This is a genomic window from Mycoplasmopsis felifaucium ATCC 43428, from assembly GCF_000687775.1.
Lineage (GTDB): Bacteria > Bacillota_I > Bacilli_A > Mycoplasmatales > Metamycoplasmataceae > Mycoplasmopsis > Mycoplasmopsis felifaucium.
Window position 1 is genome coordinate 19,202 of record NZ_JHXS01000008.1, and the last position, 24,311, is coordinate 43,512.

General features: G+C 28.3%; 18 protein-coding genes and 1 pseudogene. 10 read left to right on the forward strand and 9 right to left on the reverse strand.

Annotated elements, in window-relative coordinates:
* Positions 1-5 precede the first annotated feature (5 nt).
* From dnaG to T390_RS0101955, 10 genes are all read left to right on the forward strand, one after another.
* On the forward strand, positions 6-1,931 hold the full coding sequence (dnaG, locus tag T390_RS03800; protein ID WP_036436065.1) for a DNA primase: 1,926 nt from the start codon (positions 6-8) through the stop codon (positions 1,929-1,931).
* A gap of 12 nt (positions 1,932-1,943) precedes the next feature.
* Positions 1,944-3,485 carry an RNA polymerase sigma factor gene (locus tag T390_RS0101915; protein ID WP_027334827.1) on the forward strand — a complete coding sequence of 514 codons (1,542 nt, stop codon included), beginning with the start codon at positions 1,944-1,946 and terminating at the stop codon, positions 3,483-3,485.
* A 1-nt stretch (position 3,486) separates the two neighbouring features.
* Entirely contained in the window at positions 3,487-4,260 is a 774-nt protein-coding gene (locus T390_RS0101920; RefSeq protein WP_027334828.1) for a Nif3-like dinuclear metal center hexameric protein, read from the forward strand.
* A 93-nt stretch (positions 4,261-4,353) separates the two neighbouring features.
* Entirely contained in the window at positions 4,354-5,481 is a 1,128-nt protein-coding gene (mnmA, locus tag T390_RS0101925; protein ID WP_027334829.1) for a tRNA 2-thiouridine(34) synthase MnmA, read from the forward strand.
* 10 nt (positions 5,482-5,491) lie between these two features.
* Positions 5,492-8,128, forward strand: coding sequence for an alanine--tRNA ligase (alaS, locus tag T390_RS0101930; RefSeq protein ID WP_027334830.1), 2,637 nt, complete (start codon positions 5,492-5,494; stop codon positions 8,126-8,128).
* Entirely contained in the window at positions 8,121-8,567 is a 447-nt protein-coding gene (gene ruvX, locus T390_RS0101935) for a Holliday junction resolvase RuvX (RefSeq protein ID WP_027334831.1), read from the forward strand. Before alaS ends, ruvX begins: the two co-directional genes overlap by 8 nt.
* Positions 8,539-9,306 (forward strand): BC85_0335 family putative methyltransferase, encoded by a 768-nt coding sequence (locus T390_RS0101940; protein ID WP_156930742.1) that lies wholly within the window; start codon positions 8,539-8,541, stop codon positions 9,304-9,306. Before ruvX ends, T390_RS0101940 begins: the two co-directional genes overlap by 29 nt.
* Before the next feature lie 28 nt (positions 9,307-9,334).
* A complete protein-coding gene (gene greA / locus T390_RS0101945) occupies positions 9,335-9,826 on the forward strand; it encodes a transcription elongation factor GreA (RefSeq protein ID WP_027334833.1) in 492 nt (163 codons plus the stop codon).
* A gap of 4 nt (positions 9,827-9,830) precedes the next feature.
* Entirely contained in the window at positions 9,831-10,376 is a 546-nt protein-coding gene (gene hpt / locus T390_RS0101950) for a hypoxanthine phosphoribosyltransferase (protein WP_027334834.1), read from the forward strand.
* 120 nt (positions 10,377-10,496) lie between these two features.
* Positions 10,497-11,000 (forward strand): dUTP diphosphatase, encoded by a 504-nt coding sequence (locus T390_RS0101955; RefSeq protein ID WP_027334835.1) that lies wholly within the window; start codon positions 10,497-10,499, stop codon positions 10,998-11,000.
* 33 nt (positions 11,001-11,033) lie between these two features.
* Here T390_RS0101955 and lon read toward each other — a convergent pair whose 3' ends face one another.
* The 9 genes and pseudogenes from lon to T390_RS04070 all read right to left on the reverse strand — a co-directional run.
* Positions 11,034-13,718 (reverse strand): endopeptidase La, encoded by a 2,685-nt coding sequence (lon, locus tag T390_RS03805; protein WP_408633493.1) that lies wholly within the window; start codon positions 13,716-13,718, stop codon positions 11,034-11,036.
* A gap of 520 nt (positions 13,719-14,238) precedes the next feature.
* The gene (locus tag T390_RS0101965) at positions 14,239-16,575 is read right to left on the reverse strand and encodes a class I tRNA ligase family protein (protein WP_027334836.1); all 2,337 of its coding nucleotides are present in this window, start codon (positions 16,573-16,575) and stop codon (positions 14,239-14,241) included.
* Positions 16,576-16,583: 8 nt separating this feature from the next.
* Complete coding sequence (locus T390_RS03810; protein WP_235732222.1) at positions 16,584-17,267, reverse strand: MPN527 family putative ECF transporter permease subunit; 684 nt, start codon at positions 17,265-17,267, stop codon at positions 16,584-16,586.
* Positions 17,267-17,893 (reverse strand): uracil phosphoribosyltransferase, encoded by a 627-nt coding sequence (upp, locus tag T390_RS0101975; RefSeq protein WP_027334837.1) that lies wholly within the window; start codon positions 17,891-17,893, stop codon positions 17,267-17,269. Before upp ends, T390_RS03810 begins: the two co-directional genes overlap by 1 nt.
* An 82-nt stretch (positions 17,894-17,975) precedes the next feature.
* A complete protein-coding gene (locus T390_RS0101980; RefSeq protein WP_027334838.1) occupies positions 17,976-18,524 on the reverse strand; it encodes a single-stranded DNA-binding protein in 549 nt (182 codons plus the stop codon).
* Between the two features lie 34 nt (positions 18,525-18,558).
* Positions 18,559-20,502, reverse strand: coding sequence for a M13-type metalloendopeptidase (locus T390_RS0101985; RefSeq protein WP_036436070.1), 1,944 nt, complete (start codon positions 20,500-20,502; stop codon positions 18,559-18,561).
* An 8-nt stretch (positions 20,503-20,510) separates the two neighbouring features.
* The gene (locus tag T390_RS0101990; protein WP_027334840.1) at positions 20,511-21,185 is read right to left on the reverse strand and encodes a 16S rRNA (uracil(1498)-N(3))-methyltransferase; all 675 of its coding nucleotides are present in this window, start codon (positions 21,183-21,185) and stop codon (positions 20,511-20,513) included.
* 133 nt (positions 21,186-21,318) lie between these two features.
* Positions 21,319-23,874, reverse strand: coding sequence for a type I restriction-modification system subunit M (locus T390_RS0101995; protein ID WP_027334841.1), 2,556 nt, complete (start codon positions 23,872-23,874; stop codon positions 21,319-21,321).
* Positions 23,875-24,103: 229 nt separating this feature from the next.
* Positions 24,104-24,311: pseudogene (locus T390_RS04070) on the reverse strand (hypothetical protein); the annotation flags it as partial.

Here is a 24,311-nt window from a genome sequence, read left to right on the forward strand (position 1 = left end):
GGCAAATGGCAAGAGTTGAACAACAAACTATCGAACTAATTGTATCTAAAAACGATATTGTTGAAGTAATTGGTAGTTTTTTACAATTGATTCGAAAAGGCCATAATTATACTGCTGTTTGTCCATTCCATGACGATACAAACCCGTCTTTAAGCATTGATACTCGTAAGCAAATTTTTAAATGTTTTGTTTGCAATACAGGCGGAAATGCTTTAAGGTTTGTGATGCTTTTTAACAAGTGGTCACTGATAAAATCGCTTCAATATTTAGCTGATAAAGCGGGTATTTCTTTTGATGAAACTCAATATAATCCCTCTCATAATAAAGAAGATAATAATTTATCTGAATTTGACCAAAAAGTTTATGAAATTCTAGATAGAGCTAATTCATGTTTTAAAAGTGAAATCATTAAATCTACAAACACAAGTTTAAAAAGTTTTATTTCTAAAAGAAAATTAGATTATGCAACTTGCAAAAAGTTTGATATTGGTTATGATAATCCATTAACTTTTGAAGCTATCTTTAAGGATGATCTAGAAAAGCAGTTAAATGTGCTTTCTGAAGCTTCCCTTATTTCAATGACCTCAAAAGAAAACTTTTTTCAAAATAGGGTCACTTTTGGAATAAGAGATGAAAAAAATAGAATTGTTGGATTTAGTGCAAGAGTGCTAGACAACACTAAACCAAAATATATAAATAGTTCAGAATCAAAATATTTCAAAAAATCAAGCATTTTATATAACTTTAATAATGCATTAGAGTCCAATTCAAATGAATTAATTCTAGCCGAAGGATTCTTTGATGTAATTGCATTGTCAAAGGCGAATTTTACTAATGCAGTCTGTTTAATGGGCACTGCGATAACTAAAGAACATATTGCAAAACTGAAAAAATTCAAAAAAATTGTGATCTTCTTAGATGGAGATGAACCTGGACAATTTGCAACATATAAAACAATAGTTTCACTTCTAAAATATTGATATTCAAGTGCTAAAAAAATTAATGTTGTAAAGAATACAACAGGTTATGACCCAGATGAAATTTTAAATAATTTTGGTGCTAATAAATTGACTGAAATGATTAGCAATACTATTGATTATTCAGAATTTTCGTATGATTTTTTAAGAAGTAAACATTCAATTTTAGTCAAGAATTACATCAGTATTACTGAAGCTGAATGAAATAAATTTAGTGAAGATTTTTATCCAATTTGAAAAACTTTCGATTCAGATGTTGCAAATGTTTATTTGAACAAAATTAAGGATTTATACAATAAAGATCTTAACTTAACTTTAAATAAAAATACATTTAATAATGATAAATATACATCCGATTTTAACGAAAATAGTTATATAATAAATCATTACGATGAAAATTACGAATTAGTTAATTTTGATGACTATACACAGCAACCTTATTACACAGATACTGATGTAGTAGATCATTATTTAATGAATAATAAGGCAAAATTAGCACAAAAGAATGAACAAAAAAATCAACAAGACTGAATTGAAAAAGTGCTTTTGTTAGTTTTGTATCACCCGGATTTAATCAAATTATTCAAAAGGGATATGCAACAAAAACCGCTTTCATCAATCAAACTTGAGGAATACACAAATGATGTTAAAAAAACATTATATAGCTGTTTTATAGAAGAATTAGGAAATTCTAATGCTGATTTAGAAATGCTTAGAATAAAATATAAAGATTATTCATCGGACTTCTTGAAATTTAATCATTTTGATTCTAAAACACCTCAAGAGTTAGAAAATGATTATGAAGCCATTATCAATAGGGCAAGAAGATTTGATAGAAATTATTACAATTTATTTATTCAAAACCAAGCCACAAAAAGTCAAAATCCTTTAATTCAAAAAAATGCCGAAAAAGGTATAAGACTGAACAAAATAGCAAATGAAACCAGCGAATAAATGGGGGGTCATATGACAAATAATAATGAATTAAAACCAATGATTAACTTAATTAAAGAACACGCTAAAAAATTAAAAAAATCTTCTCTTGATCAATCTGAAATTTTTGATTATTTAGATTCTGTTCAAGTTGAAGTTCCTGATGAATATAGCGATGATTTTATTGAAGCCTTAAATGAAGAGGGTTTAATATCGGACGCACCTGATTTAGGCGATGAAGATGATGTAACTGAAGATGATTTTAACGCCGAATTAGAAGATTTAGACGAAAATGGTGAAGTAACAAAAGAAGAAAAAGATGAAGAAGACAATACTTCAGATTATGAGTTAGAAAATCTTAAGTCTAAGAATGAAGATTTTGACTCTCATGATGATACAGACTATCATGGATCATTAGGAATGTACACCGATTTTTCAGACGGATTTGACGATGAAACAGGCGAATATATGTACGATGATGATTATGTTGATTCAAGTTATGATGAAGACGATGAAGATGATCTACCTCGCCCAAGTAAATCATCATATAGTGAACCTATAGTTACAAAAACCACAACAAAAGCATCAAAAAATAAGAAAAATGATGATGACTTGTTAGTTCTTGAAGATTATACAACTGAAGAAGTTGATCTTTCAAACTCTTCAAACATTAAAAAAGATGACCTTAGAAATAAATTAACCGAAACTAACGATATTGTTAAATGATACATGCGTTGAATAGGTAAATATGGTGAGCTTTTAAGTGCAGATGAAGAAAGAAAATTAGCTGTTGAAATGGACAAAGGTGGCTTTAGAGGTAAAAGAGCGAGAGATAAGCTTATTAAACGTAATTTACGTTTAGTTATTAATAATGCCAAAAAATACAAAAATAGAGGGTTAAGCTTCATTGATTTAATTAGTGAAGGTAATGCTGGAATCGTTAAAGCAGTTCAAAAATATAACGTTAATAAAGGTTTCAAATTCTCAACATATGCAACTTGATGAATTCGCCAAGCAATTACAAGAGCAGTAGCTGATCAATCTAGAACAATTCGTGTACCTGTACATATGGTTGAAACAATAAACAAAATCACAAAAATTGAAAGAGAACTTCAACAGGAATTAGGTCACGAACCTACAGATGATCAAATTGCTGAAAGATATGGAAACGGTTATACAGCTGAAAAAGTTAGATACATTAGAAAAATTAATGTTGACCCTATTTCTTTAGACAAGCAAATTGGTAAAGAAAATGACTCATCATTTAGCGATTTTGTTAAAGATGAAAGTGTTATTAATCCTGTAGATTATTCTTCGCACGAAGAATTAGTAGAAATGCTTGATAAAATTCTGAAAGAAACACTTGATGATGATGAATATGTCTTAATTTGTAAGCGTTATGGTGTTGGAATTAACGAAGAAACTGGAAAAAAATACGAAATTACTTCATTAGATGATTTAGCTGCTGAAAGATTAGTTTCTAAAGAAAGAATTAGACAAATCGAGAATAAAATCTTGAAGAAAATCAAATCAAATCCAGATCGTGGTAGATATCTAAAAGATTTCTTAAAATAATATGCAACTTAGAAAAATTACAAAATTCTTATTTGAAAAGTTTCCGCTTGAATTTAAGGAAGAGTGAGACCCTTGTGGTTGAAATGTAAAGTTTAATTTATCTGAAAAATTTACAGGTGTTGTAATTGCTATTGATTTAACTAATGAAGTTTTAAATAAAGCAATTCAAACAAATTCAAATTTAATTTTGACACATCATCCTTTTAAATTTGAAGAAACATGAGAAACAGAAAATATCAAAGCCCCCTATAAAACAGCAATTTTAGAAAAATTAAAACAACATAGAATTAATGTTTTATCTTTTCATACAAACTATGATAATGATAAAGAAGGAACCAGTCATCAAATCGCTAAACACTTAGGTTTTTGAGAAAACAGAAAACAATATGAGGCTAATTATCCTTGCGTTTTAGATGTAGAAATTTCTTTTAATGCTTTAGTTAATATAATCAAAAATGTCTTTGGCTTTAAATCTATGAGAACAAATTTACCAATTGACAGCAATAAAAAAATTAAAAAGTTAGCAATTTTATCAGGTAGCGGATATATTACTGAAGTAAATAAACTTACTCAAGATGGTTATGATTTAATTATTACAAGCGATCCTAAATGAAGTGATTGAATTAACTATAAAGAAATAAACGCACCAATTCTAGAAATTCCCCATTTAGATGAACAAGTTTTCGTTGATGACTTATTTACAGTCTTAAAACAAAAATTTCCAACTGAAAATATTAATTATGTAAAACTAAATGAACCTTACAGAAATGTTTAAACCATTTTATTAAGGTTTATTTTTTATTTTTAATATGTCTTTGGTGCGTTTTATTATCCTTATTAAATTTTTAATATAAAATTTAATTAAATTATGAAAAACATGAACAAAAAAGTTATTTTAGGTATGTCAGGAGGAGTAGATTCTTCTGTTTGTGCATATCTTTTAAAAGAGCAAGGATATGATGTTGAAGGCTTATTTATGCGTAATTGAGACTCTTTAATGAATAACGATTTATTGGGTAATGAAGATATTTCTCAAGATGTTTGTCCGCAAGAGCAAGATTATCAAGATGCTTTATCTGTAGCTAATAAATTAGGTATTAAACTACATAGAGTTGACTTTATTAATGAGTACTGAAATGACGTATTTAAGAATTTTATAGATGAATACGAAAAAGGGCGTACCCCTAATCCTGATATTTTGTGCAATAAGTTTATAAAGTTTAAAGCTTTTGCAAATTATGCTTTTGATAAGCTAGGAGCAGATTATATAGCAATGGGTCATTACGCTAAAGTAATAGATGGGCATCTATATAGAGCAGCAGATTTAGACAAAGATCAAACTTACTTTTTAGCACAATTAACTCATGAGCAACTAAGCAAAGTAATTATGCCATTAGCTGATTTTAATTCAAAAGCAGATGTAAGAAAAATTGCTGAACAATTAGATTTAATTACTGCTAAAAAGAAAGATTCGACAGGAATTTGTTTTATTGGCGAAAGAAGATTTACAAAATTCTTACAGAATTATATTCCTGCAAAACCAGGAGATATAGTTGACATAACAAATAATCAGATTATTGGAAAACATGATGGTTGTTTTTATTACACTATAGGGCAAAGAAAAGGCTTAAATTTAGGTGGCCAAACGGAACCGCATTATGTTTGCGGTCATGATGTTAAAAAGAATATTTTATATGTTGCTCCAGCAAGCGATATCTCGTACGTAACAAGCGATGAATTACTAGCTTCAGGAGTTACATTGAATAACAGTGATTTTGATAAAAATAACTTAAGTGCCAAATTTAGATATAGACAAAAAGATATTAAAGTTCATGTTGAATTTTTAGAGAATAATACTATGAAAGTGTACTATCCAGAAACTGCACAAGCGGTTACACCTGGTCAACAAGTTGTGCTTTATGACGGCGAAAAATGCTTAGGCGGTGGCACAATAGAAAAAATTTATTATAAAGGCCAGTTCAAAAACTATCTTTAAAGGAGTTAAAATGAAACCATTAAAATCAAGTGAAATAAGAAATAAATGACTTAATTTTTTTAAAAAAAGAGGACATTTAATTGTTGAAAGTAAGTCATTAGTTCCTGTTAACGATCCATCATTGCTTTGAATTAATTCAGGTGTGGCAACCTTAAAAGATTATTTTTCAGGCAAGAAAATACCTCCTGCTCCTCGTTTAACAAACAGTCAAAAAGCTATAAGAACAAATGATATTGAAAACGTCGGAGTAACATCAAGACACCATACATTTTTTGAAATGCTTGGTAATTTTTCAATTGGCGATTACTTTAAAAAAGAAGCTATTGAATTTGGAATTGATTTTCTACTTAATGAACTTGAGCTTGATAAAGATAAACTTTATATGACTTATTTTGAAGAAGATCAAGATACTAAAGAATACTGACTTGCAAACGGAATTGACGAATCTCACTTAATTAAAGGCACAAGAGAAACAAACTTCTGAGACGTTGGTTCTGGTCCTTGTGGTCCATGTACAGAAATATTCTATGATCGTGGTGAAAAATATGATTCTAGAGGCATTGAATTATTGAAAAACGATATTGAAAATGATAGATTTATTGAAATTTGAAACATTGTTTTCAGTCAATTCAATAATGATGGTGAAAATAACTATACAGAATTAAAACAAAAGAATATTGATACTGGTGCAGGTCTTGAAAGAATTGCATCTATTATGCAAGATGTTCCAACAAACTATGATTCTGATTTATTCATAAATATAATTCACGAAATTGAAAAGTTTACAGACTTAAAATATGATATTAACAACTACTTTACAAAAGACAAAAAGCAAACTGAAGTTAATACTAACTTTAAAATTATTGCTGACCACGTTAGAACTGTAGTAAATGCAATTGCTGACGGTGCTAAAATTTCAAACGTTGGTAGAGGGTATATCATTAGAAGATTAATTCGACGTTCATGTTATAAAGGTATGCAATTAGGAATTAAAGGATTATTCTTATACAAATTAGTTTTAGTTGTTAAAGATAATTTGCCATATGATTATGATTCAAAAATGGTAGCTAAAGAAATCAAGAATGAAGAAATATTATTCAGTAAAACAATTGAAAACGGCAAAATGTTACTTGAATCTCATATTAATGATGATACTAAGGTATTTAGCGGTGAAATTGCATTTAATCTACTTGAAACATATGGTTTTCCTATTGAATTAACTGAAGAAATTCTTAGACAAAAAGGTATCGCAGTTGATATGCTTGGTTTTAATACCGCTAAAGCTAAACATACTGAAGCTTCAAGAGGTGATAAGATTAGTGGAATGGCCAAGGTAATTAACTCATTGGCCTTAATTACAGGCAAATTAGACAATTTTATTGGTTATACAGATTTAACTTCAAATAGCAAAATTCTAAAATTAATGGATACTGAAAAATTCATAGATAAAGTCAATGGACAAGCATACTTAATTTTAGATAAAACTCCGTTTTATGCTACAAGTGGTGGTCAAAGACATGACAAAGGTTATATGATCCAAAATGGCAATAAAATAAAGGTTTTGGATGTTTTTAAAGATAAATTTGGCAATCATATTCACTTAATTGAAGGCAAAATTGATGCTTCCGAAGAAATTGAATGTTATGTAGATCCTGAAGTTAGATTAGGTCTTGAAAGAAACCACTCAGGCACTCACTTAGTTTTCTGTGCTTTAAGAAAAGTTTTAGGACCCCATATTGAGCAATTAGGTTCAGATAATAACGAAGAGCGTCTAACATTTGACTTTCCAGCTGATGAAAAACCAACCGAAGAACAAATTAAAGAAATTGAACAGTTAATGTATTCATATATAAATAAACAAGTTAATAGAGAATACTTAGTTATGACTATTGAAGAAGCAAAAAAAATTGGTGCTTTAATGACGATAGGTGAAGAAGAATATATGGACCCTAAAAACATTAGAGTTGTTCGTTTTGGTAATATAACAAGCGACCTATGTGGCGGAACTCACTTAAGCAATACAAGCAAACTTGAAAACTTTAAAATTACAGCAGTTGAAAGAAAACAAGCTGGTATTTATAGACTTAGAGCAGTTAGTTCCAATAAATTAGTAAATGAATTCTTACGAGAAAAGAATACAAAACTTAAAGATGATCTTGAAAAAATAGTAAATAAAAATAAAGAATTTGATTCAAAATACAACTTACCAATTAAAAAATATGACAACTTGGATGAAGAAAATGCTGAAATTGAATTCTTAATTGAAAAAGCTAGAGAAGATTACAAAACATTATTAAAAGCAAGCACAAATGTTGAATTTAACTATGAAACAGTAGAATTTGAAAAAATCGGTTCAAATAACATTTATATAGATTTAAACATTGAAAGCTCTCAAGTAAAAGTTGTAGCAGCTACAATTAGAGACAAATATCAAGAAGAAAATCCAATTGTTATTGTTGGCAATGCTGAAGGTGATCAAACTTTATTATGCGTAGCTTCTAGAGCTGTTGATGCAAATAAATTCTTTAGACTAATTTGTGATAAATTATCCGGAAGGGGCGGTGGTTCTCCAATCTTAGCTATGGGGAAAGTTTCATCAAATGATAATATTGAATTAATTTTAAGAGAAATAATTAAAAATGCGTAAGTTAGCACTTGATTTAGGTACTAAGACATGTGGTTTTGCAATTAGCGATATATTTGAAATTATTCCTAATGGTCTAGAGACTATAAAATTTGAAGAAAATGACTTTCAAAAAGTTATTGATAAAATCAAATTAATAATTAAAGAGTATCAAAATTCAATCGATGGTTTTGTTTTAGGGTATCCACTTAGAAGTAATGGAGCTAAAAGCGAAAGAACAGCAATGGTTGAAGATTTTGCTAGAATGCTTCATAATCAATTTCCTGATCAAAACATCTATTTTACCGATGAATATGGCTCTACTATGAAAGCCGAAAGAACTTTGAAAGACGGAGGAAATTTATCATCTAAAAAAACCAGACAACTAAAAGATAAACTTAGTGCAGTTATTATATTATCTGATTATTTAAACTATGGGGGTAAGAAGTATGTTGATGAATAATGCTGTTTTATACTCTCAAACATTTATGGGGATTGATTTATCAAATAAATTAAACTTAGGTTTGTTTATTTCTGCTATTGTTGTTAGTTTACTTGGAACTATAACATTTATAGCTATTTGAATAAAAACACTTTTGATTAAAAAAAGTATTGATAAAAAAAGAATGCTTGAAACAGAAAAAGCTATAGAAGAGCAAATTGGTAAAAAGTTAGGTGAATTACCTGCATATATTAATGAAGCCTTTCCAAATAAACTAAAAGAAGCAGATTTAATGCAATTAATAAACACAGTTTACTTAAATAAAGCTCAGAGTGTTTTATTAGTTGGCCTAGATTTAGAAAATACCTTTTTAAGCCTTAAAACAATGACATTAGCAAAAGTTTATGTTGAAAAAAATGGTATTAATCCTAAGCAGTGAAATGAAGCGGTAATAAAATTTCCTAACGAAATTAGTGAGCCCCCTTTATTCGCCAACACAAACGAATCTCAAGATAATAAATATGATTTAATATATGTTATTAATTCAGATCAAACTAATTTTGAAATCTACAAGAAATACTACATGATGTTAAATCCTAACGGAATGATGATTGTAATTCAAAACTCACTCAATAAAAAAGATTTAAAACTAGTTGCAAAAGAATTGAAAAGCAAAAATATTAGATACGAAATTTCTAAAAACAAAGACTTGTTTTTATATGTTGTAAAATCTAATGATTTTCAGCATACTAATATATAATTAAGAATAATAAATTATAGAGGTAGATATGGCAAGACACATTAAAGAAAAAATGTATATTTCTCAAGAAACTCTTGATAAATATAAAGAAGAATATAAAAAATTAATTGAAGTTGAAAGACCAGCTGTTCAAGCTGCTTTAAAAGAAGCTAGAGCACAAGGTGACCTTTCTGAAAATGCTGAATATGACGCTGCTCGTGATCGCCAAAGTGAAGTTGAAGGTAGAATTTTAGAATTAGAATCTATTATTGAAAGATCTCTTGTTATTCCATCAGCAACTACATCAAAATCAAATGAAAGAGCTTCAATTGGTGCTACAGTTACATACTTAAATTTAGCAACTAATACAACAAATGTTGTAACTATAATGGGTGTTCACGATAGTGATCCGCTTAATAATAAAATTTCAAACGAATCTCCAGTTGCAAAGGCAATTATGGACACAAAAGTTGGTTCTACGGTTGAAGTAGATGCTCCTCAAAAATACAGTATTAAAATTTTACAAGTAGAATACAAATAACACTATGAAACAGGATTATCGCATAAGTGAAATTGTATTTTCAAAGGAAGCATTAGAAAAAAGAATCAAAGAATTAGCACAGTGAGTTAATGAAACATACAAAGATTCTAGTGAATTAATTATTGTTGGTCTTTTAAAAGGAAGTATTCCGTTTTTAGCTCAACTAATTAAAGATATAACTGTCGATCATAAACTTGATTTTATGATCGCTTCTAGCTATGCAGGTGGCCATAAAAGCACTGGTAATGTCAAAGTTATAATGGATCTCGCAGAAGAAATCTGTGATAAAGATGTTCTGATTGTTGAAGACATTATTGACTCGGGTATAACACTAGATAAAATTACTAAAATGCTTTCATTAAGAAAACCAAAATCTTTGAAAATTCTTACACTTTTAGATAAACCTGACAACAGAAAAGTTGATTTAGTAGCGGACAATTATGGTTTCATTGCTCCAAATGAATTCTTAGTTGGCTTCGGGCTTGATTACAAGGAAATACTTAGAAATATTCCTTATATTGGCGTGATGGATAAAAAATACATTAAATAATTTACTAAAAACACTATTTTATATATATTTTAGAAATGAACTACTCCAAGTTCATTTTTTTAATTTATGATATAAATTACTGAAATAACTATTTTATAGCCACTGTGGTATAATAAACATATGAATTTTAGAAAAATTTTTGAAATGCAAAAAGAATTAGACGAAAAAATATCTCAACGTAATGATGTTGATGCTTCTAATTCGAATATAAGTGTAAAAGACTTCAGAATAATGCAAATTTTAGCCTCATTAGTGGAAACTGCCGAATTTGCTAACGAAGTACAAACCTTTAAATATTGAAAAGCTAAAAAAAGCATAGACCACGATAATGCATTGGAAGAATTTGCGGATATTTTACACTTTATGGGTTCATTTGCATACAAATATGATGTTGACCCAGAAATTGAACCATTAATACTATCAGATAATGTCAATTACCAAATATGTTTGTTATTTCAAGCTATAAGTAGTATGATAAACAACATAAATAAATATATCATTGGAGAGATCTTAGCTATGACGCTTGGAGTTGCTAAATTATTAGGTTATTCTGATGAGGATATTATTAAATGATATTACGTAAAAAACAAAAAGAACCACGAAAGAGTTGAAAATAAATATTAAATGAAAACATGAGCTGTTAGCTCATGTTTTATCTTAGTCTTTTTTATCGAATAAGAATTCATAAATTTCATCATATGTTTGAACAGGTTTAAAGGTAATTTGTTCTTTAACTTCATCTGGAATATCAACTAAATTCTTTTCATTTGCTTTTGGTATGAAAACGGTTTTTACGCCTTTTTTATAGGCAGCAAATGATTTTTCTTTAAGCCCACCAATTTCAAGAACTTTACCCCTAAGAGTAATTTCACCAGTCATAGCAACTTTGGGTGAAACCGGTTTTTTGCTTAAAGCACTTATTAAGGCTGTTGTAAATGTGACACCAGCACTTGGGCCATCTTTTGGAACTGCTCCTTCAGGAACGTGCACGTGAATTTCATATTCATCAAATTCAAAGTCTTTAATTCCAAATTTCTCCGCATTAGACCTTACATATGAAAGGGCAATTTTAGCTGATTCTTGCATAACTTCTTTTAATGAACCAGTTAGCTTAATGCCTGGTTGTTTTGATTTGAATGCAGAAACTTCAATTTGTAAAGTAGTTCCACCAATTGAAGTATATGCTAAACCATTTACAGAGCCTATTTGGGGTTCTTGTTCTTGTTCGCTTTCGCTAATTTTTGGTGTACCTAAAAATTCAGTAGCAATTTTATCATCAATGATAAAACTATCAATTTTTTTGCCATCTACAATTTGTGTAACAATTTTACGAGCAATCTTATCTAATAGTCTTTTTAGTCCACGAACGCCAGCTTCAGCTGTATAGTGTTTAATTATGTATTCAAGTGTTTTATCACTAATTTGGAATTGTTCTGGTTTTAAGCCAGCTTGTTCGACTACTGCATCGATTAAGTGTTCGTTAGCTATTTTAATTTTTTCGTTAGTAGTATAGCTATTTAATTCAATAATCTCAACTCTATCAATTAATGGAGCAGGAATATTTTCATAATAGTTTGCTGTAGCGATGAATAATACTTTAGATAAGTCATATTCATGTTCAATATAGTTATCTTGGAATTTTGTGTTTTGTTCAGGATCTAAAACTTCCAGCATTGCTGAAGCTGGATCACCTTTGATGTCACTAGCCATTTTATCAATTTCATCAAGTAAAATTAATGGGTTTGAAACACCAGAAGATTGAATAGCTTTGATAATTTTACCAGGCATAGCCCCGACATAAGTTTTTCTATGTCCTCTTATTTCAGCTTCATCATGAACACCACCAAGACTAATTTTTACATAGCTTTTATTTAGTGCTTCAGCTATAGCTCTAGCAAGCGATGTTTTACCTGTTCCAGGAGGGCCAACAAGAGTTAGAATAGGTACATTGTTAAATTTCTTTTGAATCTTTTGATTTTTATCTTCTTTGAATAATGATAAGTCAATTTGCGATTTATTATCAATGTTAATTAAGTCTTTCTCTGAGCCTGTTTTATTGATGTTTTTGTGATTTATGATTAATGAAAGATATTCAATAATACGTTCTTTAACTTCTTTAAGGCCATAGTGGTTTTTATCTAGAATTTCTCTGGCTTTTTTGATATCTAATGTTTCAACTTCAACTTTTCTTCAAGGGAGTTTCTTGATTTGATTGATGTATGTAGCTGTAATATTTGCTTCAGGGCTAGCAGACATCATATTTTTAAGTTTTTCTTTTTCTGTTTTTATTAATTTAAGAACTGAATCTGGATAAATTTGTTTCAGAACAGGATCTTTTAAGATTTTGCTAAATTCTTCATCTTCATCATCAGAATTTTCATCATTTTCGCTAAGTGATTCCTTAATAGCTTTCATTTTTTCACGTAGAAGAAACTCTTTTTGTTGTTTATCTAAGTTTGTTTTAATTTTTTCATTTAATTCTTTTTCAACTTGTTCTTCTGTGATCAAATTTTTAATTGATGATTTGTTTGTTTTCATCTTATCTATAGGTTTAAATGATGAAATTATAAAGCCAAGTTTCGCTTTTAATTCTGGACGCTCTTCACTTTGTTGTAAAAACATATTAGCAAGATTTTTAGAATTTTCTAGTTCAAATTCATAGTCTTTTTGTACTCAAGCGTTAGTTTTTAAGATATTTTTGTATGTTTGGAAGAATTTGTCTGATTTCATTGAATCTATAACATTTACCAAATTTATATTATTTGTATTTTCAGCATACAGTCTAACTGATTCGAGAGTAATACTTAAAATGTTTTCTAAAATATTTAGCTGATTAGAAATTGTTTCTGAGCTATAAACCTTATATTTCTCTCTTGGTGTTATTGCGACTAGATTAGTTAGGATTTTTATAAATGATCTAATGGGATCTTCAGCAAATGATTGTTGATATTCGTTCATTTTTTGCTTAGAAAGTATTGTATTAATTGCATCTATTTCATCAGCGGTGTATTGTTCCATAAATAAATAAATCAACTGAATTTTCATTCATTCATCACTATTTTTTGAAAGTAATTCAAGGATTTCTTCTAATTCTTTCATTCTTTCAAGCAATGCTGGAGAAAACATATCTTCTTTATTTGAAGCTTTTTCTATATTCGCTGAAACAACATCAATTAAATTAGTATTTTCTTCGTTATTAACTTCAGTATTTTCATCTTCTTCTACTTGGAAATTTAAGCCAGTTACTCAGTATTTTGAAATAGCTTTTAATTCAAGGAAATATACTTCACTATTTTCGCCTGATCCTGTTTTAATAGACTCTACAGAAACTAATGTTGACATCGGTAAAATGTCTTTAAGTTTTGTATTTTTGAGATATTCTTTATAACTATCAATATAAGCTTTATATTTTGAAGAATATCAATTATTTGAATCGAGTAGCTTTTCTGCAAGGAATTCCGAATTAGTATATACAATCAATAATTGATCCTTTTTTGAATCCTTTTCTCTATTGTTGTACTTTGTAAATAATTTACTCAATCCAAGGTGCTTTATAAGTGATTTATCACTAATTTTGAAAGTCATTGTTTCACCATCGTTAATGATTGGGCAATGGTATGCAGGGTCAGCGAATGATAGTGCATTGTTTTTAGATTCAATATCCAAGTAAAGAATTTTCTTGATTTCTTTTGCTTGGTTTTTTACTGTTTGATTTTTGACATCAATTTCATTTTTAGGCATCTTAACTCCTTTACATAATTAAAATATACATTAATTTTAGCACTCTTTTTCTTAAACTGCTAAATTTTAATGTACTTTTATATTTTTATATTGTGTAATATAACTTTTTTAATAATAAATGTTATTTTTCTCTAACTACAAAGTTTACAATTTTGTTTGGCACAAAAATCTCTTTAATAATTTGAGTATTTTCTAATCATTTAGAAGCTACTTTTTTTGCTTCAGCTATTACAAAATCTTGATTATTGTTTTCTTTTGAAACTTCCAATTGACATCTAACTTTTCCGTTAATTGTAATACCGTAAGAAATATAGTCTGAAACTAAAGCTTCTTCATCAATTTCAAAACTTCTTAAGTTTTCTAAATTAAATAGATATTCACTTAATTCTCAAGCGATATGAGGAGTAAATGGTTCAAGAATATTTAATACAACATAGAAAAATTCATTTCATAATTTGTTGTTTTCAACCTTTTCATAGGCATTAAAGACTTCCATCACTCAGGCAATCAATGTATTAAATGCATATTCATTTCTTCTGTCGGTATAAATATTTTCTTGTTTTTGCAGTGCTTGATAAAGTTTTAATCTTGCATTTTTTTCATCATAAGTTAATTTTGATCTATCAAAATTTCTAAAATCAGAATCCTTTTCAATAAGCATCGCTTTATCATAAAGTCTATTTAAAAATCTAAAACAGCCTTCAACACCTTCATCAGATCATTCTAATTCTTTAGTAGGAGGAGCCGCAAAGAGAATGAATAATCTAGCAGTGTCAGCACCGTATTTGATAATAATATCTTTAGGAGCTACCGTATTACCTTTAGATTTTGACATTTTAGAGCCATCTTTTAAAATCATTCCCTGGGTTAATAAATTATTAAATGGTTCTCTAAAATTAATGTAACCTAAATCAGCCATAACTTTTGTGAAAAATCTTGCATATAAAAGGTGTAAAATAGCGTGTTCAATTCCGCCGATATATTCATCAACAGAATTTCAATAATCAATAGAACTTTTATCTAAAGCAACTTTTTCTCTTAATTCAGGAGCACATGTATAACGTAAAAAATATCAACTAGATTCAAAGAAAGTATCAAATGTATCTGTTTCTCTTTTTGCTTGCACATTACATTTTGGACATTTTACGTTCGCTCATTCTTTATTGGTTGTTAAAGGATTTCCTATTCCTGTAAATTCAACATTACGAGGTAATAAAACTGGTAATCTATTTAATTTTTCAGGGACAATACCACAATTTTCGCAATGAATCATAGGAATTGGTGCACCTCAATATCTTTGACGGCTGATTCCTCAATCTTGCATATTGATTTTACTTGTTGATTTAATATTTTCCAAATTAAACTTGTTTATAGTCTTATTAATCAGAATATTATTGTATTCTGCAAACTTTTCATAACTTTGAAGTTTTTCGGTGTCTATTAAAATAGTGTTATTTTTAGCTCCTAATGAAGCAAAATCGGAAACATACACGTTAAAACTTTGGTTTTCATTGTCTATTAAACAAACTTCAACAGGTAATTTAAAAGCTAATTTATTTGAAAAATTCTTATTAACAGCTGCATTCTTGATTTCATTTATTTTTTGCATATCAGCTTCATTTATTAAATTATTTTCAAATAATTCAGCGACTAAGTCATGACTTGCACTAATGCAAATAAAATCAATTTTATTTAATTCATCTTTACCTTTTACGAATACATTTAAAGGAGTTTTTAAACTATTATTTTTCGCTAAAAAGGTTGCTTCATAGCCTTTTTCGTAGTTTATTCAGTTCTTTTGCATTGCTAAAACTTTATCAGGCCAATGATTTTTTAATAATTCTAAATCATCTTGCAATTCTTCGGCATAATCTCTAATTTTAAGGTAATATTGTTCCATTTCTTTTTGAATAACAGGTTCGTCACAACGTCAGCATAGACCATTAACAACCTGTTCATTAGCTAAAACTGTTTGATCATTTTCGCATCAGTTTAATAGTGCATTTTTTCTATAAACAAGACCTTTTTCTCACATTTTGATAAAGATTTCTTGTTCTCATCTTGTGTAAATCTCATCACTTGTGATACATTCATAGTTTCAAGCAAATGATAAGCCTAATTCTTGAAAATTAGCGTTCATAGAGTCGATATTTTTGTATGTTCAGTCTCTAGGGTGAATTTTATGTTTAATAGCAGCGTTTTCAGCAGGCAAACCAAAAGCGTCTCAACCAAATGGATGCAAAACATTAAAGTTTTTACGACGATAAAAACGAGCTAAAGAATCACCTAATGTATAGTTTCTCACGTGTCCCATATGAATATTTCCTGATGGATAAGGGAACATACTTAAAATATATTTTTTAGGTAGTTTATGATCTTTTTTAGGTTCAAAATAGCTGTTTTCGTCTCAATATGCTTGTCATTTTTGTTCAATTTCTTGTGGATTATATTTATTCATAATACTCCTTAAAATAAGTGATTCTTATTGGTTATAAAATTAGTGTTTTTGTTTAATTTAATAATTATAAATATAATTATTGAATTGATTAAAAGATTAATAAAATTAAACGATAAATAAATCGTTAGCGATCCAGCAAAATAATTGTTTATATTCAAAAACAAACCTTTAAATTTATCTCATTGTATAACCATTGAATTATATGTTGCTGGTAAGTTTGGAAGCTGATTAAATAATTTGAAATATCAAGGTGTAAATAAAAATATGTTAAATAAAATCATTAAAATAATTGTGATTAGTGAAGATATGCTTAACTTTAAAATAACGAAAGATGCTTTATTATAGTCTTTTTGGCTTAAACATAAATTCATTATGTGAAATATTGTTATATAAATAACTTGTGAAATTGCGAGAATAAAATGTCCTAAAATACCTATATAACTATATCCAAGCGATCCATAACTTGGCCCAATTAGCATAAATAATAAAATTAATAAATATGAATAACGTAAGCCAACAATCATTGTTGAAACAGTTATAACAACTAATGAAAAGTCAAATTTTAAGAAAGATGCAATCGGAAATGCAAAGAATTTGGAACAAATAAAATTGACTAAAATAGCTATAGCAAAGAGAAATCCAGAAATAGCAATTTTATATACGATTCTATTTGAATAATAGATTTTAGACATTATTTAGTACCAAAAATACGATCTCCTGCATCGCCTAAACCAGGCTCGATATATTTTTTATCATTTAATTTGCCATCTAACGAAGCTAGATAGATGTTAAAGTCTCTACCGAAGTGTTTTTCAATATTTTCAACACCTTCATTAACTCCTACAAGGCAAATTAATGAAATATTAGTAAAGCCATCTGATTTAAGTTTTTTAATAGCATCAACAGCACTATTGCCTGTTGCTAACATAGGGTCAACTACAAAAATATAACTATCTTTACTTACTACAGGAAGCTTATAAAAATATTCGTGTGGTTCGTGAGTAGTTTCATCACGATACATGCCAATATGACCAACTCTAGCTTCAGGAATTAGGTTTAACAAACCATCAACCATACCTAGGCCAGCTCTTAAAATAGGTACAAAAACTATTTCTTTATCAAATGTTTTGCCTTCATATTTATGTTCTAAAGGTGTAATAATTTCTCTTGTTTTAGTTTGATATTCTCTAAGAATTTCAAAAACCATTAAAGATGCAATTTCGTTTAGATTTTTTCTGAAAATTGAATGATCAGCATTTTTATCTCTCATATTTGTTAATTTAATATCAATTAATGGGTGCTTTAATACGTGTAACATTTTATACCTCGCTTATTTCTTTAATAATATTTTATAGTTATTTTTAAAAATATATAAAAATAGTCCCTAAAGGGACTAAATGTTAATCTTCGTCATCAAAATCCATTTGGAAATTAATTTCGTGTAATTGATTTGTTGTTTGTGAAGGGCTACCAGTGAATTTATCGTCATCCATAAATGTATCAAAATTAATATTTTGAGTGTTTTGGTTCGTTTTTAAATTTTGTTGTGTTGTTTGATAATTGGTTTTATTGTTATTAGCAAAATAAGTTGTACTATTTGGATCAAAATTTGGATTATGTCTTTGTTCTCTAACTGAACGAGGTTCTAAGAAGTGGAAGCCGTCGACTCTAATTTCTACATTTGTAATTTGTTGTCCATTAACTTCTCTTGTTGATGTAACTACTGCTCCTTCAATCATGACTAATGAGCCTTTGGGTGCGTAATTAGCCATTAAATCAGCAGTTTGTCTTCAAGCTACTAATGGTACAAAATCTGTAACTTCAGTATCAATTGTACTATTTCTTCTTATAGCTAATCTAGCTCTTGCGTATGAAACGCCACTTGATGTTTTTGATAATCTAATATCGTTTGCGATACGTCCAACTAAAATTGCTTTGTTATAATTCATAATAACTCCTTCAAAATATATTTATAAATATATTTTATCAAATTTTTACTCTTTTCGCTTTAGGTAATCACATCTTATCAGATGATTTGATGTTAAATGTTTCGTAAAACTTATCTAAATTTTTAACTTGAATATTAGCTCTTAATTTTTGCGGTGCGTGAACATCGCTGGCTAATAATAATTCTGCAGTTTGTTTTTTGAATTTTCCTCTTCAAACAATTGCTCAGTTTTTAAAGAAATCCTCGTAGTTACATTTTGGGTTAAATGAAGCAGCTTCTAAAGCACATGAAATACCACCAGCATCGGCAATATTTTCAGAAACAGTAAGTTGCCCATTACATTTACCGAATTCAGTTTTTTGGCCTTCAAATAATTCAATCATACTTTTGGCTTTTTCGTTAAATGTTTTAAAGTCTTCTTCTGTTCATCAAGAGTTTAAATTTCCTTTTTCATCAAAGTTTGCTCCATTATTATCAAAAGCGTGACTAATTTCGTGAGCAATAACAGCTCCAATACCACCATAATTTGCTGATTCTGACTGTTTTATACTATAAAACGGTGCTTTTAGAATACCGGCAGGAAAGACAATGTGGTTCATGCTTGGGTTAAAATATGCATTAACTTCAGCAGGAGACATACCTCAATAATTCTTATTAATAGGTTCTTTATATTGAGCCATATTTCATTTTGAATAAACTACATTCATAGCCATAATATTGCTAATTAAATCTCCGCCTTTTGCATAATTTTTGATTTTATAATCGGCATAAAATGGTTGAATTTCGTTAGGATAACCAACATGTACACCTAAGGCAGAAAGTTTTTCAATTGCTTTAATTTTTGTTTGTTTACCTAATCAATCATTTTCAAAAAGTCTTGTTTTATAAACATCAATCATTTTTGAAATCATTTGTTCAACATCTTTTTTAGCTTTACTTCCAAAATGTTGTTCTGCATAATAAGTTCCAACAGGAATACTGAATTGTTTGTATGCTAAATTAAAGGCAGCTTTCTCTTTTGTTGAAGGTTTCTTTTGTCCACTAATTACTCTATTAAATTCGCTTACTATTAAACGGCAATCTTCATTTAAAGCGTATGAAAACTTAACGATCGTTTTTAAAAGCATTCAAGATTTTAATTTTTTAAATGTTTCGTTATTAACTATTTTATCAATGTTTTGGACAAATTTAGGGTAGTAAACATTAATAATATCTAACTCTTTATTAGGTACAATTTTCTTTAAAACTGCTTCAAAATCAATGATTGATGAGCATTTTTTCAACATATCTAATGTATATGGATTATGCAATTTAACCATATCTGCAAGTTCTAATGAGCTTGGGCTAAATTCTACTAATGAAGCGTCAAATTCAAGTGTTTCCTCAACTATTTTTTGGTTTTTCTTTTCATCATCATAGTAATAGCTTAATAATTTCATTGCCATTTTTCTATAAGCGTCCAAAATCACCTGTTTCATAGGGTTTTTCTCATCATAGTAAGATTTTTCAGGAAGGATTAAATCGGCACCAGCAAAGCCAATTATTTGATCTTCTGAATCTTTAAAGTTTTGAATAACTCCAAAATCAAAAGGCAATGGAATCGCTCTGTGGAAGAAATAGTCATATTGTTCAATTAATTGATCTAATGATTTAACGGAAAGCAATCTTTTAAGAGTAGGAACTAATGGTTTAACTCCCAATTCTTCTCTTTTTGCAAAATTACTTGCCATAGCTGAAAATTCAGCATAGTTTTCTAAAGTTGAGTTATTAATTTTTTTACTTTTAAGGCTTTCAATTAGCTTTTTTGTGTCATTCATTAAGATTTTTTCATTCTTAATATATATTTCGTAAAATGCACCTGTAGAGCCTCTATCTTGAGGGATTTTAGCTGTTTCTAATCATTTAGCATTCACAGCTTCATAAAAGTCATCTTCTAATCTAACTTTTTGTTCTAGTTCATTATTTAATAATTTTTCCATTGTATCTCCTATTCTCTAATGTTAGAGAGCATATATAAACAAGCTGTTTCAGCACGTAAAATAGTTTTACCTAAAGAAACTATTTTACAGCCGTATTGGTTAGCTAATTCTACTTCTTCTTTTGAAAAACCACCTTCAGGTCCTACCAAAATAACTGAATTAGTTTGTAAATGTGTTATTTGATTTTCTGCATTTGTATTTTCATAGGCAAAATATAAATTAAAGTTTTGATAACTTTTTAAAATTTCTTCTAAAGTCATAATGTCAGTATATTCAGGAATAATATTTCTAAAACTTTGTTCAGCGGCATTTTTAATAATTTCTTTAAATCTGTCAACCTTTTTAGCTAAATCATACTTTACTATAGTTTGATCAGTAAATTTAGTGTTCATTGGAATTATTTTCGTTACACCTAACTCAGTAGCTTTCTGAAGAATTCATTCATATCTTTTAATTTTAATAATAGGAACAGCCAAAATTACTTGTTTATTGTACTCGTGGTCAATTTCTAATTTATTTAAAATCTTAGCCTTTTTATCCTCTAGAATACATTCATAAAATGAACCTTCATAATTACATAAAAAATGATCTTTTTCAAGTCTTGCACTTTTAATATGTTGCATTATTTCATTATCTAAAATGAAAAAGTCATTTTCTTTATTTTTTACAAAAAATCTATGCACTTTACCTTTCCATTGCTTATATTAATATAAGTATTTTACTAAATTATTAATATTAATATAATGGCATTATTTTATTATTTAGTTTAGCTTTTTTAAAAACATAATAAAAATCAACCGAATGGTTGATTAGAAATTATTTTTTAAGTAATTTTTTGAACTCAAGAAGACCTTGCATATCAAATTCATTGCCAGTTAATTCATCTATCATTCCTGAAATAACTGATTGAGTTTCTTCAATTTCGTTTTGGATGCTTTGATATGTAGCATCATATTTATGGCCAACTTTTTCAATATTACGTTCAAAATCAGTAAGCATTTGTAATGGTAATTGTTTAATATTTTCAACTAATGGTGTAATTCATTTTTCAGAAAGAAGTAAGCTAATTTCATCTTCATTTAGATTGTTAATAATTTCTACACATCTAGATTGAATTGTTACACCCATTTCTTTAATTTGTTTTGCAAGACTTGAATTTGAGCTTAATAATTCAGCAACTTTCATAGCTTTAGCTTCAGCAGAATTTTCCAAAAAGACTGTTTTTTTGTTCTTTTTGGCAAAATCATTAACTTGTTTATTTACAAAATCTGTTTCATCTTCATTAATTAAATCGCCTAATGCTGTTTTATCGTCTTCAGATAAATCTTCAAAAATTGATTTAATTTCATTTGCATTTTGTTCAAGTTGATTATTGTATTGTTCTAATTGTTTAGTTTCTGAAATCAAGAATAATTTTTCAATTAAAGCAAACGGAATAACATGCCCATCCATACGGTCAACTGTCTCTTGTTTCTTTTGGTTTAGCTTGTAAAATGTATCAATTTGACGGATTGGGTTGTTATTTTCGTTTGTTTCAGTATTGATAATTTCAAAATCAGTGCTAATTATACTGTAAGCATCATCAATTTTTTCATATGCATCATATTTATCAATTAAAGGAATATTTTCTAATCTTGTAAAGATTTCATCAGTAATAAAGTTTTCTTCTTTTGTAATATCTACAAATTGCATATTATCAATTAATTCACGTTTTAATCATTTATCGATGTCTTCGAATGAATTGTTGAATTTAGTGATGTATTCTTTAACATCTTTGTTGTTTAGGATTGTTTCATTGATGTTTTCGACTTTTAATTTTGAATAATTTGAATTTAATTTTTCAAATAAATCATCCTTTAATGAAGGGAATATATCTCAGAATTTATTGTATTTTTCAATATCTCCATTAGGTACACCGCCAAACATTGATGAATATAAATCGTACGATTCGTTTCTATTATTCGAATCAACATAACGAGGGATATTTAAGTTGTAATCATTTTCACGAATTGTTTCTTTTGGAACAACGCTTGAATAACTTGGAATTGATACTCTATTAATAACTGTATCTGCAATTTTCTTAATATCTTTAGCACGTAATTTGTTTTTATCATCCGCTTTAACGAAACCTTTAGAAGCGTCAATAACTAATATATCGTTAGTAGGTCTATTTTTCTTAAGAATTAAAATACAGGTTGGAATACTTGTACCGAAGAAAATATTTGCAGGTAAGCCAATAATTGCGTCAATATTATTATTTTCAATTAAATTTCTACGAATTTTACCTTCTTCGTTTCCTCTAAATAATACACCATGTGGTAAAACAATAGCCATGATACCATCACTTTCAAGGTGGTATAAATCGTGTAATAAGAATGCAAAATCAGCTTTAGATTTAGGAGCTATTCCATAGTTTTTAAAACGTCTGTCTTCGGCAGGTTCTCATTTTTGAGAATATGGAGGGTTAGAAACAACTGCGTCAACTAATAAAGGTTTTTGGTCTGATTCATCAATTGGTCAGTCATCAACTAAGGTATCAGCATTTTTAGCTTTAATATTAGCTGGATTAATGTCATGCATAACAAGGTTCATTCTTGTTAAACTGTAGGTGTTTTCTTTTAATTCTTGTGCAAAGTAAGTAATCTTATCTTTATTAATGTATTTTGAAGCACTATTACCGATTGTAATTAATAATGAACCTGAACCACTAGTAGGGTCATAAATTTCAATTGAATCACGATCTTTTAAATGGTGTGCAATAATTTCAGACATAACTTGTGAAACTTCGTGTGGTGTATAGAATTCACCTGCTTTTTTACCAGCGTTTGATGCAAATTGATTAATTAAGTATTCATAAATAAAACCTAAAACATCATAGCCTTGTTTACCATCAGTTGGAATTGGTTCAATAATGCTTAAAAGTTGTTTGATAGTTTTAGTTTGGCTTCCTGAAGTGTCTCCTAATTTAGATAAACCTAATTGCAATGTATCAAAAATACCGTCATAAATATTTTGATAAATTGACTTATCAGAGCTTGCTAAACGTTTAAATGAAGAAATTGCATCCCTTACATTAGCAATTTCAAAATTAGGATCTTCAACTCAGTATGTAAATAAGTTATTGTATGAAATAAAGTATCCGTGCGTTCTCAAGCAGTCTGTAACAATATTTTCATTTTCTTCGTTTAAATTTTCCTTAATTCATTCATCGTCTGCACCTAAAGTGTCTTTACAATAAGAAATTAGTTTGTCTGATAAAAATTTGTAAAAAATAAGGCTTAAGATGTAATCTTTATATTCGCTAGCTTCAATTTTGCTACGCATATTATTAGCTGATTCTCAAATTCTAGCAGCTAACTCTTGTTTATTCATATTACCTCCAATATATTCTAAATATTAAATATTAGTATTATTATAAATTTTATTTTATATAAAGTTATCTTTTTAATTTAATTATTGCAGTTATAAAATGCAATAGTGAGGTTCCGCCTAAAACGATAAATAATAAAAATCTATTTTAATAATAGACTATTGCTTAGAAAGCAATAGAAAAGATTGCCTTATAAGGCAAAAAAGATGATTTTTTAATGAATTTTATAAATTATCTGAATTGTCGTTTCATATTAATGAACGAGTTTGAAATTTTCTCTAACTGAGAAGGCTTGAAATTTTTATAATTTCAGTCAGCGATATTGTACCTTTCAATTTTATTAATTCTTTCTTGAATTATATCCATATCACTTTGAGTGAATTTATCCATAGATGTACCTTTTGGGATAAATCTTCTGATAAAACGATGTGCATTTTCT